This window comes from Bacillus sp. PK5-006 (assembly GCF_054161415.1).
This window is the reverse complement of sequence record NZ_CP096414.1, coordinates 2,443,068-2,458,567: the sequence shown is the minus strand read 5'-3', so window position 1 is coordinate 2,458,567 and position 15,500 is coordinate 2,443,068. Positions and strand designations below refer to the sequence as shown.

Annotated in this window: 15 protein-coding genes; 13 read left to right on the top strand and 2 right to left on the bottom strand. The window is 44.1% G+C overall.

The features are described 5' to 3' along the window. Positions 1-53: 53 nt before the first annotated feature. From M1D84_RS12725 to M1D84_RS12680, 10 genes are all read left to right on the top strand, one after another. A complete protein-coding gene (locus M1D84_RS12725) occupies positions 54-500 on the top strand; it encodes a hypothetical protein (RefSeq protein WP_213404913.1) in 447 nt (148 codons plus the stop codon). Beyond that, a complete protein-coding gene (locus M1D84_RS12720) occupies positions 497-1,528 on the top strand; it encodes an alcohol dehydrogenase catalytic domain-containing protein (RefSeq protein ID WP_122631226.1) in 1,032 nt (343 codons plus the stop codon). Before M1D84_RS12725 ends, M1D84_RS12720 begins: the two co-directional genes overlap by 4 nt. Positions 1,529-1,708: 180 nt before the next feature. Continuing rightward, on the top strand, positions 1,709-2,692 hold the full coding sequence (gene pdhA / locus M1D84_RS12715) for a pyruvate dehydrogenase (acetyl-transferring) E1 component subunit alpha (protein WP_024424949.1): 984 nt from the start codon (positions 1,709-1,711) through the stop codon (positions 2,690-2,692). A gap of 31 nt (positions 2,693-2,723) precedes the next feature. Further along, positions 2,724-3,704 carry an alpha-ketoacid dehydrogenase subunit beta gene (locus M1D84_RS12710; protein WP_034281944.1) on the top strand — a complete coding sequence of 327 codons (981 nt, stop codon included), beginning with the start codon at positions 2,724-2,726 and terminating at the stop codon, positions 3,702-3,704. A 17-nt stretch (positions 3,705-3,721) separates the two neighbouring features. After that, positions 3,722-5,047 carry a dihydrolipoamide acetyltransferase family protein gene (locus tag M1D84_RS12705; RefSeq protein WP_213404914.1) on the top strand — a complete coding sequence of 442 codons (1,326 nt, stop codon included), beginning with the start codon at positions 3,722-3,724 and terminating at the stop codon, positions 5,045-5,047. Between the two features lie 12 nt (positions 5,048-5,059). Continuing rightward, positions 5,060-6,442 carry a dihydrolipoyl dehydrogenase gene (lpdA, locus tag M1D84_RS12700; RefSeq protein WP_213404915.1) on the top strand — a complete coding sequence of 461 codons (1,383 nt, stop codon included), beginning with the start codon at positions 5,060-5,062 and terminating at the stop codon, positions 6,440-6,442. Positions 6,443-6,467: 25 nt separating this feature from the next. Beyond that, the gene (locus M1D84_RS12695; RefSeq protein ID WP_243837375.1) at positions 6,468-7,169 is read left to right on the top strand and encodes an SDR family NAD(P)-dependent oxidoreductase; all 702 of its coding nucleotides are present in this window, start codon (positions 6,468-6,470) and stop codon (positions 7,167-7,169) included. Then, entirely contained in the window at positions 7,147-7,932 is a 786-nt protein-coding gene (locus tag M1D84_RS12690; RefSeq protein ID WP_025093463.1) for an SDR family NAD(P)-dependent oxidoreductase, read from the top strand. Before M1D84_RS12695 ends, M1D84_RS12690 begins: the two co-directional genes overlap by 23 nt. 93 nt (positions 7,933-8,025) lie before the next feature. Beyond that, the gene (locus M1D84_RS12685; protein WP_024426787.1) at positions 8,026-8,982 is read left to right on the top strand and encodes a sugar-binding transcriptional regulator; all 957 of its coding nucleotides are present in this window, start codon (positions 8,026-8,028) and stop codon (positions 8,980-8,982) included. 63 nt (positions 8,983-9,045) lie between these two features. Continuing rightward, the gene (locus M1D84_RS12680; RefSeq protein WP_034281483.1) at positions 9,046-9,375 is read left to right on the top strand and encodes a bh protein; all 330 of its coding nucleotides are present in this window, start codon (positions 9,046-9,048) and stop codon (positions 9,373-9,375) included. Between the two features lie 174 nt (positions 9,376-9,549). Here the strand turns inward: M1D84_RS12680 and M1D84_RS12675 are convergent, their stop codons facing one another. Further along, on the bottom strand, positions 9,550-10,875 hold the full coding sequence (locus M1D84_RS12675; RefSeq protein WP_025092292.1) for an APC family permease: 1,326 nt from the start codon (positions 10,873-10,875) through the stop codon (positions 9,550-9,552). Positions 10,876-11,204: 329 nt separating this feature from the next. Here M1D84_RS12675 and M1D84_RS12670 point away from each other — a divergent pair, with 329 nt between their 5' ends. After that, positions 11,205-12,161: a ring-cleaving dioxygenase gene (locus M1D84_RS12670; RefSeq protein WP_034623409.1), complete on the top strand. Its 957-nt coding sequence runs from the start codon at positions 11,205-11,207 to the stop codon at positions 12,159-12,161. Positions 12,162-12,194: 33 nt separating this feature from the next. Here the strand turns inward: M1D84_RS12670 and M1D84_RS12665 are convergent, their stop codons facing one another. After that, the gene (locus M1D84_RS12665; RefSeq protein ID WP_458106260.1) at positions 12,195-13,484 is read right to left on the bottom strand and encodes a S1C family serine protease; all 1,290 of its coding nucleotides are present in this window, start codon (positions 13,482-13,484) and stop codon (positions 12,195-12,197) included. A 167-nt stretch (positions 13,485-13,651) separates the two neighbouring features. On the opposite strand from M1D84_RS12665, the gene proG reads away from it, so the two are divergent. Continuing rightward, entirely contained in the window at positions 13,652-14,476 is an 825-nt protein-coding gene (proG, locus tag M1D84_RS12660) for a pyrroline-5-carboxylate reductase ProG (protein ID WP_073204883.1), read from the top strand. 189 nt (positions 14,477-14,665) lie between these two features. Further along, positions 14,666-15,490 carry a M55 family metallopeptidase gene (locus M1D84_RS12655; RefSeq protein WP_151862994.1) on the top strand — a complete coding sequence of 275 codons (825 nt, stop codon included), beginning with the start codon at positions 14,666-14,668 and terminating at the stop codon, positions 15,488-15,490. Positions 15,491-15,500: the final 10 nt, after the last annotated feature.

The following is a 15,500-nucleotide window of genomic DNA, read 5'->3' as shown; positions in this document are numbered from 1 at the left end:
TGCATGGAGGAGCTTTTGCGGCTCCTTCTAGTGATCTGAAAGGAGGAAGTCTCATGCAGCATCATGCTTATAGCCGAACGTCTGCACTGTTGTCTATTTTTCTTCCGGCTGTGCTCATTTCTCTATTTTTTCTCTGGTCTCTTTATACGTTATGGTCAGCAGGACCTGAGCCTTTAGCTGTATTAGGCGTTTATACGCTGCCTATTCTCATGCTTTCTAGTATCACGGGACTGAACCAGCCGACAAACGTCATCATTAGTGAAGATCAACTGAAGATAGGGGCTTTTGGCAGATGGCACACATATGCAGTTTCTGATATTAAAGGAAAGCTTTTTTTAAAGCCTTATCCTCATATCGGGAAAGTCTATGTCAGGGTGGGGCCAGCTCGTATATTCGGAGGGCGCTACTGGATATCCAGTGAGATGAGTGAGTACAAGCAGCTTGTTCAAACACTACAGGATTTAGCGAAGGGTGATGAAAAGGAGGATGCTGCTACATGAAATCAGCTGTCTTTTATTCTTCAGAGGACATTCGGTATGAGGAGCGGAACCGGCCAGTCATCGGTGATGATGAAGTTCTGTTAAAGCTGCGAGCCTGCGGCTTATGCGGAACGGATATTTACAAAGTTACACATGAGACAGTACCTCCTGGGACGGTGTTAGGACATGAAATCGCTGGTGATATTGTCGAGACCGGCAAGCGTGTGACAAATGTCCAGACGGGAGACAGGGTTTATGTGGCGCATCATGTGCCTTGTTTCACCTGTGACTTTTGTCAAAAGGGGTTTTATACGATGTGTCCGCAGTTTACAGCCACAAATGTAGAGCCGGGCGGGTTTTCAGAATATATCCGTGTACCTGCTTTGCATGTCAAGCACACGATGGGTAAGCTTCCAAAAGATGTATCGTATGAGCAAGGGGCGATGGTAGAACCGGTCTCCTGCTGTCTGCATGGGTTTGAGCGAGCTCCTGTTCATCCAGGAGATTCCGTCTTGATCCTTGGAGCGGGGCAAATTGGCTGTATTCAATTGCAGCTCGCCAAATATTATTTGGCTGGGAAAGTGATGATAACAGATGTGAATGAGAACAGGCTGCTGCAAGCGAGGAGTTTAGGTGCAGACGCCTCCTTCCATCCAGCAGCTGAGCCGGTTGAAAACCGGGTGATGAAAGAAACAAATGGAAAGGGAGCAGACCTCGTCATTATTTCTGTTGGGAGCAGTGCGCTTTTAAAAGAAGCGTTTCAGGCTGTAGCGCGAGGCGGGACGATTTTGGTGTTTGCTCATTTTCCAAAGGGAGATGTGGCCATTCCTGCTGAACGATTTTTCAATGATGAAGTGAAGGTAGTAGGAGCCTATTCCTCGCATCCATATCATTATCGTGAAGCCCTTGAGCTTTTGAAAGCAAAAGTGGTCAACACTGAAAAGATGGTGACGCATCGTTATCCGTTAAGCCAGCTGCTTCAGGCGATAGAATGTGCGAGGCATCCTGAGGGTGAGAGCGTCAAAATCATGATGTATCCAGATGAATGAGTATATGAGATTAAAAGAGAAAGAGAAGTTCTTTGGAAAAGGGCTTTGCCTTTCTCTTTTTTTCTGATAAAAGATGAAAACGCTTAAAAATGAGAGAGAAATGCTTGACTTCGATGACACTTAAACGTATGATAATTACAAATGTAACACATAAGAACAAATGTAAAGGGGAGAGAAGAAATGCAAAAACAAATCACTTTGCCTGAACAGATTAGTCATGAGAAATTAGCAGATTTATATAAACAAATGTGGTTAGTGAGATATTTTGATGAAAAGGTCGATCAATTCTTTGCAAAAGGACTTATCCATGGCACCACTCATTTATGTGTTGGACAGGAAGCGTCAGCTGTTGGATCGATTGCCGTATTAGAAGATAAAGATAAGATCGTCAGCACACACAGGGGACACGGTCACTGTATTGCAAAAGGGGCCGAGGTTAATAAAATGATGGCTGAATTGTTTGGACGTGAAACCGGATATTGTAAAGGAAAAGGCGGCTCCATGCATATTGCGGACTTAGAAAAAGGAAATCTTGGGGCAAATGGAATCGTTGGCGGCGGTATCCCGCTGGCAACAGGTGCAGCGCTCACATCTAAAATGAAGCAGGAAGGCTTTGTTGTTCTTTGTTTCTTCGGAGATGGTGCCACAAATGAAGGCAGCTTCCATGAAGCATTAAACCTTGCGTCTATTTGGGATTTACCAGTTGTATTTATTTGTGAAAACAACCAGTACGGCATGTCTGGCCCTGTGAAAGAAATGATCAACATTGAAGACATTTCAACAAGAGCAGAAAGCTACGGAATGCCAGGAAAAACGGTTGATGGAAATGACATGGTCGAAATTATGAACACAGTTGATGAAGCAGTCAGCCGTGCGAGAGCGGGAGAAGGCCCATCACTCATTGAAATGAAAACATACCGCTGGAAGGGTCACTCTAAGAGTGATGCGAAAAAATACCGTACACGTGAAGAAGAGACAGAGTGGAGACAAAAAGACGGAATCAAACGCTTTAAGTCTCTCTTAATTGAACTGAATGTTTTGACAGAAGAGCAGGCAGCAAGCTTACAGGAAGAAGCAAAGCAGGAAATTGAAGCGTCTGTCGAATTCGCCAAAAACAGTAAAGAACCGTCAATTGACACACTATTAGAGGATGTATACGCCTAATTAGGAGGGGAATCACGTGACAAAAACAACAGTGAGAGAGATTTCATATTTAGAAGCCGTTCGAGAGGCTATGAGTCAGGAAATGAGAGAAAACCAGGATGTCTTCATTTTAGGTGAAGATATCGGCGTATATGGAGGTGCTTTTGGGGTCACGCGCGGCATGATTGAAGAATTCGGTCCAGAGCGCGTTCGCAATACACCTATCTCAGAGGCTGCCATCGCAGGTGGGGCAGTCGGAGCGGCTTTAACTGGTATGCGTCCTATTTTAGAACTTCAATTCTCTGACTTTATCACAATCGCAATGGATCAGCTTGTGAACCAAGCAGCCAAAACACGATACATGTTTGGCGGAAAAGGAAAGGTGCCGCTTGTCGTAAGAACACCAGCAGGTTCAGGAACGGGTGCAGCGGCCCAGCACTCACAAAGCTTAGAAGCGTGGATGGCACATATTCCAGGACTTAAAGTGGTTCAGCCTTCAACAGCCTATGATGCAAAAGGACTTTTAAAAGCGGCGATGGATGATGACAACCCTGTCATTTTCTACGAGCACAAGCTTTTATATAAAACAATCGGTGAAGTGCCTGAAGAGCAATATTCCATTCCTCTAGGGAAAGCAGATGTGAAAAGAAGCGGGAAAGACGTCACGATTGTAGCAACAGCGATTATGGTACACAAAGCGTTAGAAGCGGCGAAGGAACTAGAAGCAGAGGGAATCGATGTTGAAATCATTGACCCAAGAACACTTGTGCCATTAGATGAAGAAACGATTATCGAATCTGTGAAGAAAACAGGTAAATGTATCGTCGTTCATGAAGCGGTAAAACGAGGCGGCTATGGCGGAGAGATTGCAAGTATGATAGCGGAAAGTGAAGCCTTTGACTACTTAGATGCTCCAATTAAACGACTTGGCGGTCTTGCGGTTCCAATACCATACAACCCGACGCTGGAAAAAGCGGTCATTCCACAAGTGCCAGATATTATTGAAGCAGCAAAAGAGCTTGTGCGCTCTTAAGTAAAGGGGAGAAGATCATGCCAAAAGAGATATTTATGCCGAAGCTAAGCAGTACGATGGAAGTCGGCACCTTGCTTCAATGGTTTAAAGAAGAAGGAGATTCGGTTGAAATCGGTGAGCCTCTTTTTGAAATTATGACAGACAAGATCAATATTGAGGTGGAAGCCTATGATGATGGTATTTTTCTAAAGAAATATTATGAAGCCGATGATCAAATTCCAGTTAATGCTGTCATTGGATACATCGGAGAGGCAAATGAACAGGTGCCAAGTGAACCGCCAGCACAATCAGATGAAGATTCACCAGGCAGCAGCGAATCGTCTTCATTAGAAGCGGCTTCATCCAGTTCTACTGAAGCCCCAAAAACACCTAATGAAAAAGTACGTGCCACACCTGCGGCGAGAAAAACGGCAAAGGATCATCATGTAGCGATTCATGAGGTATCTGGCACAGGACCTAAAGGCAGAGTTCAAAAGCGTGACGTCGAGGCGGCCGTCCACTCTAGTGAGAAAGATCAGCGCGTGTCACCACTTGCAGAAAAAGTGGCTGCTCGTGAAGGAATCAATTTAGCGAATGTTGCTGGATCTGGTGCACACGGAAAAATTATGAAGAGTGATGTAACGGCAGCAGCTGCACAAACAGCAGAGTCTTCTCCAGCGAAAACACAAAAACTAGCTGGCATGAGAAAAGTGATTGCTGACCGCATGTCACAAAGTGCCTTTACAGCACCGCACGTGACATTAACAAGTGAAATCGATATGACAAAAGCGAAAGAAGTACGCAAACAGCTATTGCCAGCGATTGAAAAAGAGACAGGCTACAGACTGTCGTTCACAGAAATTATCATTCATGCGGTCAGCAACGTACTCACACGTCACCCGCATATCAATATGACGTTTGAACAAAATGAGCTCCATTTCCATGACGATGTGCACATTGGTCTCGCTGTCGCTGTAAAAGATGGCTTAATGGTTCCAGTCATTTCTCATGCGAACCAAAAAGGGTTAAAACAGCTGACAAAAGAGGCGAAAGAAATCGGCCGAAACGCACGTGATCAAAAACTGCTGCCAGACCAGCTGAAAGGGTCCACTTTTACCATTAGTAACTTAGGGATGTATGCCATTGATACCTTTACCCCGATTATTAATCAGCCAGAAGTGGCGATCTTAGGGGTTGGGCGCATTCAAGAAAAACCTGTTGTAGTAGATGGAGAAATTCAGGTGCGGCCGATGATGGGCGTTAGTTTATCGTTTGATCACCGAGTGGTAGATGGCGCACCAGCGGCTGCCTTTTTAACAGATCTTAAAAAAGTGCTTGAACAACCATTTGAATTGCTAATGTAGGAGATGAATCGGATGACGAAAACGTATGATCTGACAGTCATTGGCGGAGGGCCTGGCGGGTATACTGCCGCCCTTCAAGCAGCTGAGCGTGGACGGAAGGTCGCATTGATTGAAGAGGATTTTCTAGGCGGTACTTGTTTAAATCGGGGCTGTATTCCTTCAAAGACGCTGCTCAAACATGCAGAAGTCATTGAATCAATTGAGAAGGCGAAAAGCTGGGGAATTGAAACAGGTGATTTGGTCCTTTCCTTCGATAAAATGAGAAAGCGCAAAGATGACGTCATTGAAAAGCTCAGAGGCGGAATTGCCTTTTTATTAAAGCAAGGAAAGATTGATGTATATAACGGCAGAGGTACAGCTGTTACAAAGCACCGGATTGAGATTGAAAAGCAAGATGGGGCAGAATCGATCGAAACGAAAGAACTCATCATTGCTACTGGATCTTCACCTGCCGTTCCGCCAATACCAGGCCTTAAAGACATTCAATTTGACACAAGTGATACGATCTTTGACATCCCAGATATTCCGGCTTCTGTCGTCATCATTGGCGGCGGTGTCATTGGACTTGAGCTGGCTTGTATCTTCCAGAGTCTTCAATCAAAAGTCACGATTATCGAAGCGGCTCCGTCTATTATTCCGCAAGAGGATGAGGAAGCATCTAAGCTGCTAGAAAGAGAATTAAAGAAAAAAGGCATCCATATCGCGAAAAAAACCACTGTGACAGAGGTGACGGAAAGCGAAGGAATCAAAGCGGTTCATGCATCAGACGATAAAGGAGAGACGCATATCTTTACGGCTGAAAGACTGCTTGTTTGTGTAGGAAGAAGACCTAGCGTTTCTGCTGTCAGCCAGCTTGACCTTCAGCTGGATGGTCCTTTTATCAAGGTGAACGACAAGATGCAGACAAGCGTGGAAGGTGTCTATGCAGTTGGGGATGTCGCTGGCGGCTATCAGCTTGCTCACGCAGCGATGGCAGAAGCCGCTGTTGCGGTCAGTAATATTTGCGGTGTGTCTGAAAAAATGAACGCTGATATCATGCCTAGATGTATTTATACATTACCAGAGGTAGCAAGTGTCGGTCTGACTGAGAAAGAGGCAAAAGCCAAAGGACTTAACGTGCGGGCAGAACGATTTGATTTAGCAGCAAGTGGTAAAGCACTAGCGGCAGGCGAGCAAACAGGTTTTATTAAATTGGTATACGATACAGCCTATGGTGAAGTGATTGGTGCGACGATGGTTGGCCCGCACGTCACAGAGATGATTTCAGAAGCTTCCTCCTTTATGTATTTAGAAGGAACAGCAGAAGAGATGGCGAAAATGATTCATCCGCATCCGACCATCTCAGAAGGTTTTTATGAAGCAGCACTTGATATCGTGAGTAAGCTGAGAAAATAATGGCCAAACAAGGGATAGGGAGGAGATGCATGTGCACGTCCAGCTTCATCAGAAAGCGGCACTTGTGACATGTAGCACAGATGGATTTGGAGAAGCCATCTGCCTGGCTTTAGCCCGGGCAGGTGCACATGTTTTTTTACACACGTTTCATGATGAATCAAAGGCTAAAACCATTCGTGAAGACATTCAAAAAATGGGCGGTCAAGCGAGTATCATTCAGAACCCGCTGGAAACGCCGCGTGATGCCACACGGATGCTGAGGCAAGTGATTGATACATGCGGTAAACTGGATATTTTGGTCAATCAAGCTGAACAAGGAGCAGACGCGGAGCTTGATGACGTGAGCCCAGATGAGTGGGTAGATGAAGTGGAATCGGCTGTGAATACCGTCTTTCTTTCCAGTCAGGCTGCTGTATGGCATATGGTTGATCAGAAGCAAGGCTGCATCATTAATATATCGTCATCAGGCAGTATCACAGGTGATGGCGGGATCTCACATGCTACATCGAATTCTATGCTGAATGCCATGACAAAAGGGTTAGCGAGAGAATTTAAAGACAAAGGTATCCGGGTGCTTGCGCTGCTGCCGCCGCCTCTCGATTTGGTTCCTGATACAGAGCAAATCAAGGAGACTGTGGCCCATATGACGGTGTTTCTCAGTACATCCTATGGTGCATTTACAGATGGCGCGGCGATTATGCTTGATGGGGGTGAGAGTGCTGGCTAATGTGCAAAAACCAGTTCTCATCGTTGGCGGAGCCCAAGGGATCGGAAAAGAAATTGCTGAGCGATTTTTAAAAGAAGGGCACCAAGTCGCCGTGTCAGATATAGACGAAAAGGGACTTTCGCTCTTAAAGACACAGTATCCCCAGCTGCTGATATTTCAAGCTGACGTTTCATCGTGGGAAAGTGTTCAGCAAATGATATCAGCAGCTGAAAGGGAGCTGGGCGGTATTGCTCACCTTGTGTATTCAGCAGGAATGACAAAATCACTGCCTTTTTTAGAAGTCGATTTTTCACTTTGGAAAAAGACACTGGCTGTGAACTTATATGGTCTTTACTATTGCATCAAAGCGTTGGCACCCTATATGTGTGAGCGGCAGGAAGGCAGTGTTGTCATTATTGGATCGGGATCGGCAATCACCGGATCAGGCGGCGGTATTCAATATTATGCATCAAAAGCAGGGGCTTTTGGATTGATGCGTTCGCTCGTAAAAGAACTAGGCTCGCATCATATACGCATCAATGTGATTGCCCCCCGCGTCATTGAATCTCAAATGCTTGATACGCTCTATCCTACTGTAGAGGAGAAACGGCAGCTGCAATCACTTATTCCCATCGGAAGATTAGGAAAGCCTGAGGATATTGCAGGACTCACTTTATTTCTCACACGTGGCGAGGGGAGTTATTTGCACGGACAAATTATCCTGTTAGACGGAGGGAGAACGTATCAGCCGAAATATACTGAGGGAAAAAGAGCGGAGAGTTAATCGCTCTTTTTGTCATTTTCATAACAATTGTTCCAATTGGAAACGAATGTTTGGTATACTGGTAATCATAGTATATTAAAAGGATGATGTCACATGCTGAATTGGGAAGAAAGACGACAGCTCGTCAAAGTTGCTCATCTTTATTATACAGACGGGTGGACGCAGCAGGAAATTGCAAAAAAGCTCAATGTCTCAAGACCAGTCATTTCAAAGCTCTTACAAAAAGCAAAAGATGTGGGAATCGTTGAAGTGTACATTAAAGACGAAAGCATTCATACGGTGGAACTTGAAAAGCAGCTAGAAACAACCTTTCAATTAACAGATGCGGTCGTTGTTCCAAGTGTCGGGACAATGTCTGAGATGGTGAAGCGGGCAGTCGGTCAAGCAGGCGCCTATTATTTGTCTAAAAACATGAAAGATGCGGAGAAAATCGGTATTTCATGGGGCACGACGCTTGCTGAGCTTGTCAAAGAATATCCTTTTGAACGAAGAAATGATGTGAAGGTCATTCCTTTAGAAGGCGGAATGGGCAGGCAGGCGGTCGACATTCATGCCAATCAGCTGGCATATGAGCTGGCAAAGAAAATGAACGGCACGTGTTCCTATTTATATGCCCCTGCGATTTTAGAAACAGAAGAATTAAAAGAACGGCTTATGGCGATGCAGGACATAGAAGCTGTGCTTGAAGAAGGCAGAAATGTGGATATTGCCCTCATCGGTATTGGCAACCCGCATAAAGGGTCAACTTTAAAAACAGTCGGTTATTTAAAAGAAGAGGACTTATCTGGTTTAAGGCAATCAGGGGCTGTCGGTGATATTGGCTTTCGTTTCTTTGATGGAGAAGGAAAACCTGTCCAAGATGAACTGAATCAGAAGGTCATTGGCTTATCGCTGGAACAATTAAAGAGCGTCAAAACGGTCATCGCTGTTGTAGAAGGCACCCATAAAGCTGAGAGCATTTTAGGGGCTTTAAATGGCGGCTTCATCCAAGTACTGGTGACAGACGAACTAACGGCGGCAGCCATTTTAAAGGAAGCATCCGTTCAATAAAAGACTGGCAGCGTTCGAATGATATAACAAGAGCAACATCAAACGAGAAAGGAGCTGTGTATCTTGAAGCAAACCGAAATGGAAGCAAACCTACACTGTACTCGGTGCCAAGAAGAGACCCTCCACAGCATCGTTTATGTGAATGATCAGATGAAAAGCGTTGAGTGTACAGAGTGTCATCAAAAGATCAGTGTGCAAGTCGACATCATGAAGGAATTTTACAAGGAAGTATACGAGAAAATAGCAACAAAGCCAAAGCGGATCACGCAGGAATATAAGTCGAACCTGAATGGATTTATCTCAAGACTCCCAATCCGCGTGCTTAGTAAGCCATACCGGCTCATGAGATATTTAAACGAATCATACAAAGTGATCAAACAATATAAAAAATGAAGCAGAGACCGTTTAGCGCTCTGCTTCAGCGTGTAGGCAAACCCTCGCATTTTTTGTCAGGCCTCTGTTCCTGTGCTCACGAATGTCAAATTCGCTTCGCAAAGGTAGCCGTCTTTCCTACACTGCAAAGGTTTTCTATTACGCTGAGAAGAAGGAAAAAAAGCAGAGCACTGATTAGTGCTCTGCTTTTTTTTGTGCTTTTTTCATATAATAATAAATAGGCAGTCCGGCCATCCCGATCAGCATGGAGATCAGGCAGCTTTTCCAATCGGTGATCATGGTGCTGATTAAAACGAATAATGAACCGATAATCGCAATGATCGGTGTCAGCGGGTAAAGTGGTACACTGTACGCACGCTTCATTCCGCTGTTTTGTTTTCTCAGCTTAAAGACGGCGAAAAAGGCCATGACATAAAAGATGTAGATCATGAAAATCGACACCTCAGACAGCTTCTCTGGATTACTGACGATCATAAACACAATGGCGATCAAAATTTGCACAAATACAGCGATCCAAGGTGTTTTAAACGTTGGGTGAATCCGCGAAATCGCGTTGGCGAAAGGAATCTGCTTTCGCTCTGCCATCGCAAAAATCACACGTGGGAATGAAAGAACCTTTCCGTTCAAACAGCCAAAGATACTGATGATGATCCCAATACTAATGATTTTCCCGCCAATTGGTCCAAAGAGCATGGTAGCAGCAGTGCTTGTCGCATTTTCACCTAACTGGACAATTTGATCAGCTGGCAGTACGTGCAAAAGTGCGACATTAATAAAGAGATAACAAGCCGTCACGATTAAAATTCCGCCTGCCATCGCGCGAGGAAGCAGTTTCTCAGGGTTTTTCATTTCACCACCAAGCGCAGCAAGTAAAATCCAGCCATCATAGGCAAACAGCGTAGCCAAAATCGCTGCACCGAAGTTCATTTGAGCGATACTATCGTTGACGGCCATGAAGATGTTTTCGTTACCTTTCCATATGCCAAACACAATAATCGCGGCAATTGGGACAAGCTTTCCGATAGTGGTCAGCCCCTGAACAAATCCGCCGTATTTTGTTCCCATGATGTTAATAATACATAAAAATAAAACGGTGATAATGCCGATCGTTGTAGACCATAAAGTCGATAGAGAAAATAAATTGGCTAATAATGAACCAAAATAAAGACCAAGTGCACCAATGATGGCAGGTCCGTAAATAATAATCTGCACCCAGCCGCATAAGTAGCCCCAAAATTCACCATACACTTCTTCAAGATAGGCGTACAAACCGCCGGTTCTCGGGATTTGTGTACCAATTTCAGCGACAGTCAGTCCGCCTGCAAGGGTTAAGATTCCACCTAACAGCCAAGCGAATAATGCGATGTCTGAGCTTCCTGAATAGGAAAGGACGTTGCCTGGCTTCATAAAGACGCCTGAGCCGATAATGGTCCCGATGACAAGAGATAGGGCGAAAAATAAGCCGATGTCTTGTTTTAACGCTGGTTGTTCTTTGTTCATTACACACGACCTCCTGCATCACTTTCGTACGTTACTGTGACATGTATTTTGTTCATTGTAATACGATTTTAGGAAAACAAGAATTAAAAAAATTTTCTGATTTTCGTATTTGTATTTAAAAGTGTTCATTTATTGGAGATATTAGGGTAAATGTTGTGTTAAAAACGAACAATGAAAGTTTATTTTTGATTTAATGTTAATTTAATGACCGGAAACCGAACATCCAGTAAACGTGCAGCCAAATGGTTGACTTTTTTTGAAAAATGAACTATTTTATTCATAAGGATATTATCTCGAATTCGAGATATTTTAAAATAGGAGTGAAAATAATGAAAATCAATGGGATTCACCACGTATCTGCGTTAACAGCCAATGCTCAGAAAAATGTTGATTTCTACCGCCAAATCCTTGGCTTAAAACTTGTAAAGAAAACAGTCAATCAGGATGACCCGTCTATGTATCATTTGTTTTATGGAGACGAGGTCGCTTCACCAGGAACAGAGCTAACATTCTTTGAAATTCCAATGCTTGCCCGCCGTTTGGAAGGGACAAATGCGATCACAAGCACAGGTCTTCTCGTTTCTTCTGAAGAGGCACTCACGTTTTGGGAAAAGCGGTTTGAAGATAAAGGCGTGCAGCAAGAAACAGCTTCCTTGAGAGGCGGAAGACCTGCTTTGCGTTTTAAAGACCCAGAAGGACAGCAGCTGTTTTTAACAGTAGAACCGAATACGCAAGAGGCAGGCTCACCGCCAGTGCATGACGATATTCCGGCAGAGTTTGCGATTAGAGGTTTAGGTCCAGTTGAATTAACTGTTGCAGAAGCTGATAAGACGATCCGTGTTTTAACAGACATCCTTGGATTCACTGAAAGAGCACGTGAACAATCAAATGATGGTGAGATCGTGACCATTTTTGAATCAGGAAATGGCGGTGCTGGAACAGAAATTCATGTGATTGAAAAAACAGAAGGGCCTTCTGAACGTTCCGGCAGAGGCAGTGTGCATCACGTCGCATTTCGCGTGAAGGATGCAGAAGAGCTTGAAAAATGGTATGAAAAAATCTCAAAAGCAGGCTTTACGAACTCTGGTGTTGTAGAACGTTTTTACTTTAAAGCTCTTTACTTTAGAGAGCCAAATGGTATTTTATTTGAAATTTCAACAGATGGTCCTGGGTTTACAGTCGATGAAGGGGTGGATGTACTTGGCGATCAATTAGCCCTTCCGCCGTTCCTAGAGCATAAACGAGCAGAAATTGAACAAAGATTAACGCCAATTCAGTCGTCATAAAAAAAGCAGCTCATCAACTGAGCTGCTTTTTCATTAGGAACTGACCTGCTTAGATTCAGATTGTGTTAATGTGACCTGCTTTGTTTCTTGTTTTCCGTTTCGAATGAGGGTGATGCTCACGGTGTCTCCTACTTTTGCATTCGTGTATAGCTCATGACGTAATTCGCTGCCAGTTTTGATTTGTTTTCCATTGATGCCGGTAATGACATCCTCTGACTTTAAGCCAGCTTTGGCGGCAGGTGAACCTGCGGCGATATCTTTGACATACACGCCTTGATTGAGCTGACTGCTTTTAAGTCCGAGAGTTTCTTTTTGATACACATCTGGAACTTGTTCGAGATCCAGCATGCTGATGCCGATATATGGACGTTCAATTTTTCCTTTTGTGAGAAGCTGATCAGCGATTGGTTTGACATCATTGATTGGCAGTGCGAACCCAATGCCTTCAACACCTGTTTCAGAGATTTTCATACTCGTGATCCCCACAACCTTTCCGTCTGTCGTCAGAAGCGGACCGCCGCTGTTACCAGGATTAATAGCTGCATCTGTTTGAATGACATTAATGCTGCTTTCGCCTGCTGATGTGTTCATAGAGACTGTTCGGTCGACGCCGCTGACAATTCCTTGTGTCACTGTTCTTGAAAGATCTTCACCAAGCGGGTTTCCGATCGCAATGACGGTTTCCCCAGCACGCAGTGAGGAGGAATTGCCTAATGCCGCAACCTTTGTCACATGACTGCTGCTAATTTCCACAACGGCTAAGTCAGTGAGCGGATCAGCTCCAACGAGTTTTCCTTCAATGGTTTTGCCATCGTGTAAGGATACGGTTAGTTTATTTGCCCCCTCAATGACGTGGTTGTTTGTTAAGACATAGGCTTTATTGCCTGATTTTTTGAAAATGACTCCTGAGCCTGTACCGGTTTCTTCCTCTTGACTGCTTTTGTTTTGCTGTGATTCATCGAAAGGCGTACTGAAATCGCCAAAGCTCGTGTCTGTTTGAGTTTGCGCTTGGTAGTTTGTAATGCCGACAATAGCTGGTGATACATTTTCGACCATGCTTGAGATGCTGCTTGATGAATTTGATGTTTGGACGGCTGTTGCTTTTGACGAATTCGTGTGATTTGTCGATACTGCTTCTGTTTTTGCTGCCGAATCATTTGCGGTGCTGTCTGATGAATGCTGAGCATATGGCGTAAGAACGTAGACACCTAACGCTAATGTACCGCCTACAACACCGCTGACAAATGGCTTAAACCAGCCGTTTGGCTTTTTCTGTTTTTGAGGTTGTTCAATTATTTGTTTGTCATCTTTGTGCTCTGTCATTTCAATCACTCTCTTTCAATGATTTTTCATGTATGTGTTTGGGTGTTTTACCGTATGTGGTGGGGACTGACTTTATCGTATGAAAAAAGTGTGGGATAAAAATGAAAACATTGTGGGAAATTGTTAAAATAAGTAGTGAATCTAAGCAAGATAGAGGAGATTAAACTGTGGAGACAATTGGAATCATTGGATATGGAAGTATGGCTGATATGATGGTGCAAAAGTGGCTGGAAAATGGGGTGCTGGATGCTCATCAAATCATGATCCATACAAGAAGTGAAACGGAGCGCCTTCATCAGCTCAAAGAAAAGCACCAAGAAATCAACATTTGTTCATTAGATGAACTTTCTGCGTCATGTGATATATTGTTTGTCTGCGTGCCGCCGCTTGCTGTACTAAATGTTCTGGATCAGCTGCCTTCTAAAGGGAGAGCGGTACATATTGTGTCAGTAGCAGCAGCTGTGACATTAGAAAAGTTACAGGCGCATACAGCGCAGCCAGTATCCAGATACATCCCAACGCTCACGTCAGCTGTTGGGACAGGCGTGTCCCTTGTTGCGCATGGTGCAGCCGCAGGACGTGAGGACAAGGAGCGTTTGCACCGGCTGCTTTCAGCTTTTAGCATCGTCAGGGAAGTAGAGGAAGACCGGTTTGATGCGGCGAGCAATTTGACAAGCTCATCTCCTGGTTTTATCGCTGCTCTTTTTGAAGAAATGGCGAAAGCGGCTGTGAGAAATAGTGATCTTTCCTTAGAGGAAGCGAATGAATTTTTAACGTATGCCCTTTTAGGAACTGGCCAGATCCTCGTAGAACGAGGCCTAACCTTTGCTGAAACTGTCGATAGAGTGGCGACAAAAGGGGGAATTACAGGAGAAGGTGCTGAGGTCATTCAACAGCAGGCACCTCAGATGTTTGATGATTTATTTACACAAACCATGAAGAAATATGAACAGCTGAAATCGCAGATTAACGAAGCGGATAAACACCACTAAAGACATAGTCAGTGGTGTTTTATTTGTTAAAAAAATCCTTTCTAAAAAAGCCGTTTGACCTGTATTATCTGAGTCTAAACTCCTTATTTTCGGACATTGTATTGAAAAATCAATCAAGTTCTCATATAATTTTTTAGAAAATTTAGAAAAATATACACAAATTTTATGTTTAATTAAAGGGGGATGGGAATGAAGCTCTATCTATCTGTCGATATGGAGGGAATTACTGGTCTAGCTGATCATACATTTGTTGATTCACGCCAGCATAACTATGAGCGTGGCAGACGCATTATGACGGGTGAAGTGAATGCTTGTGTAGATGCACTTCTTCAGCATGGTGCCACCGACATTTTGGTGAATGACAGTCATTCTAAAATGAATAATCTTTTGATCGAAGAACTGCATGAAGAGGCAGTTCTCATATCAGGTGACGTAAAGCCTTATTCAATGGTGCAAGGATTGGATCAAACCTATGATGCAGCTGTTTTTTTAGGCTATCATGCAAGGGCATCAATGAAAGGTGTGATGTCACACAGTATGATTTTTGGGGTCAGACATTTTTACATAAATGATCATCCAATTGGTGAAATGGGCTTTAATGCGTATGTTGCAGGCTACTATGGTGTGCCGGTGATTCTTGTTTGCGGGGATGATCAAGCAGCACTTGAGGCAGAAAAGCTGATGCCTGGTGTGAAAACAGTGGCAGTGAAAGAGACAATCTCAAGATCTGCTGTGAAATGCTTACCTCCTGCCAAAGTCAATCAACAAATCTCGCAGCAAGTGGAAGCCGCGATGAAACAGATTGATCAAATGAAGCCGCTGACGCCTCCTGATCAGCCGCTGCTTAAGATTGAGTTTGCCAATTATGGACAAGCTGAATGGGCAAATTTAATGCCGGGTACTGCCATCATAGAAGGAACAACGACGGTGACGTACCAGGCAGACAATATATTAGAAGCCTATCAAGCGATGCTTGTCATGACAGAGCTTGCCGCACGTACAACATTTTGTTAAGCGAGGGGGA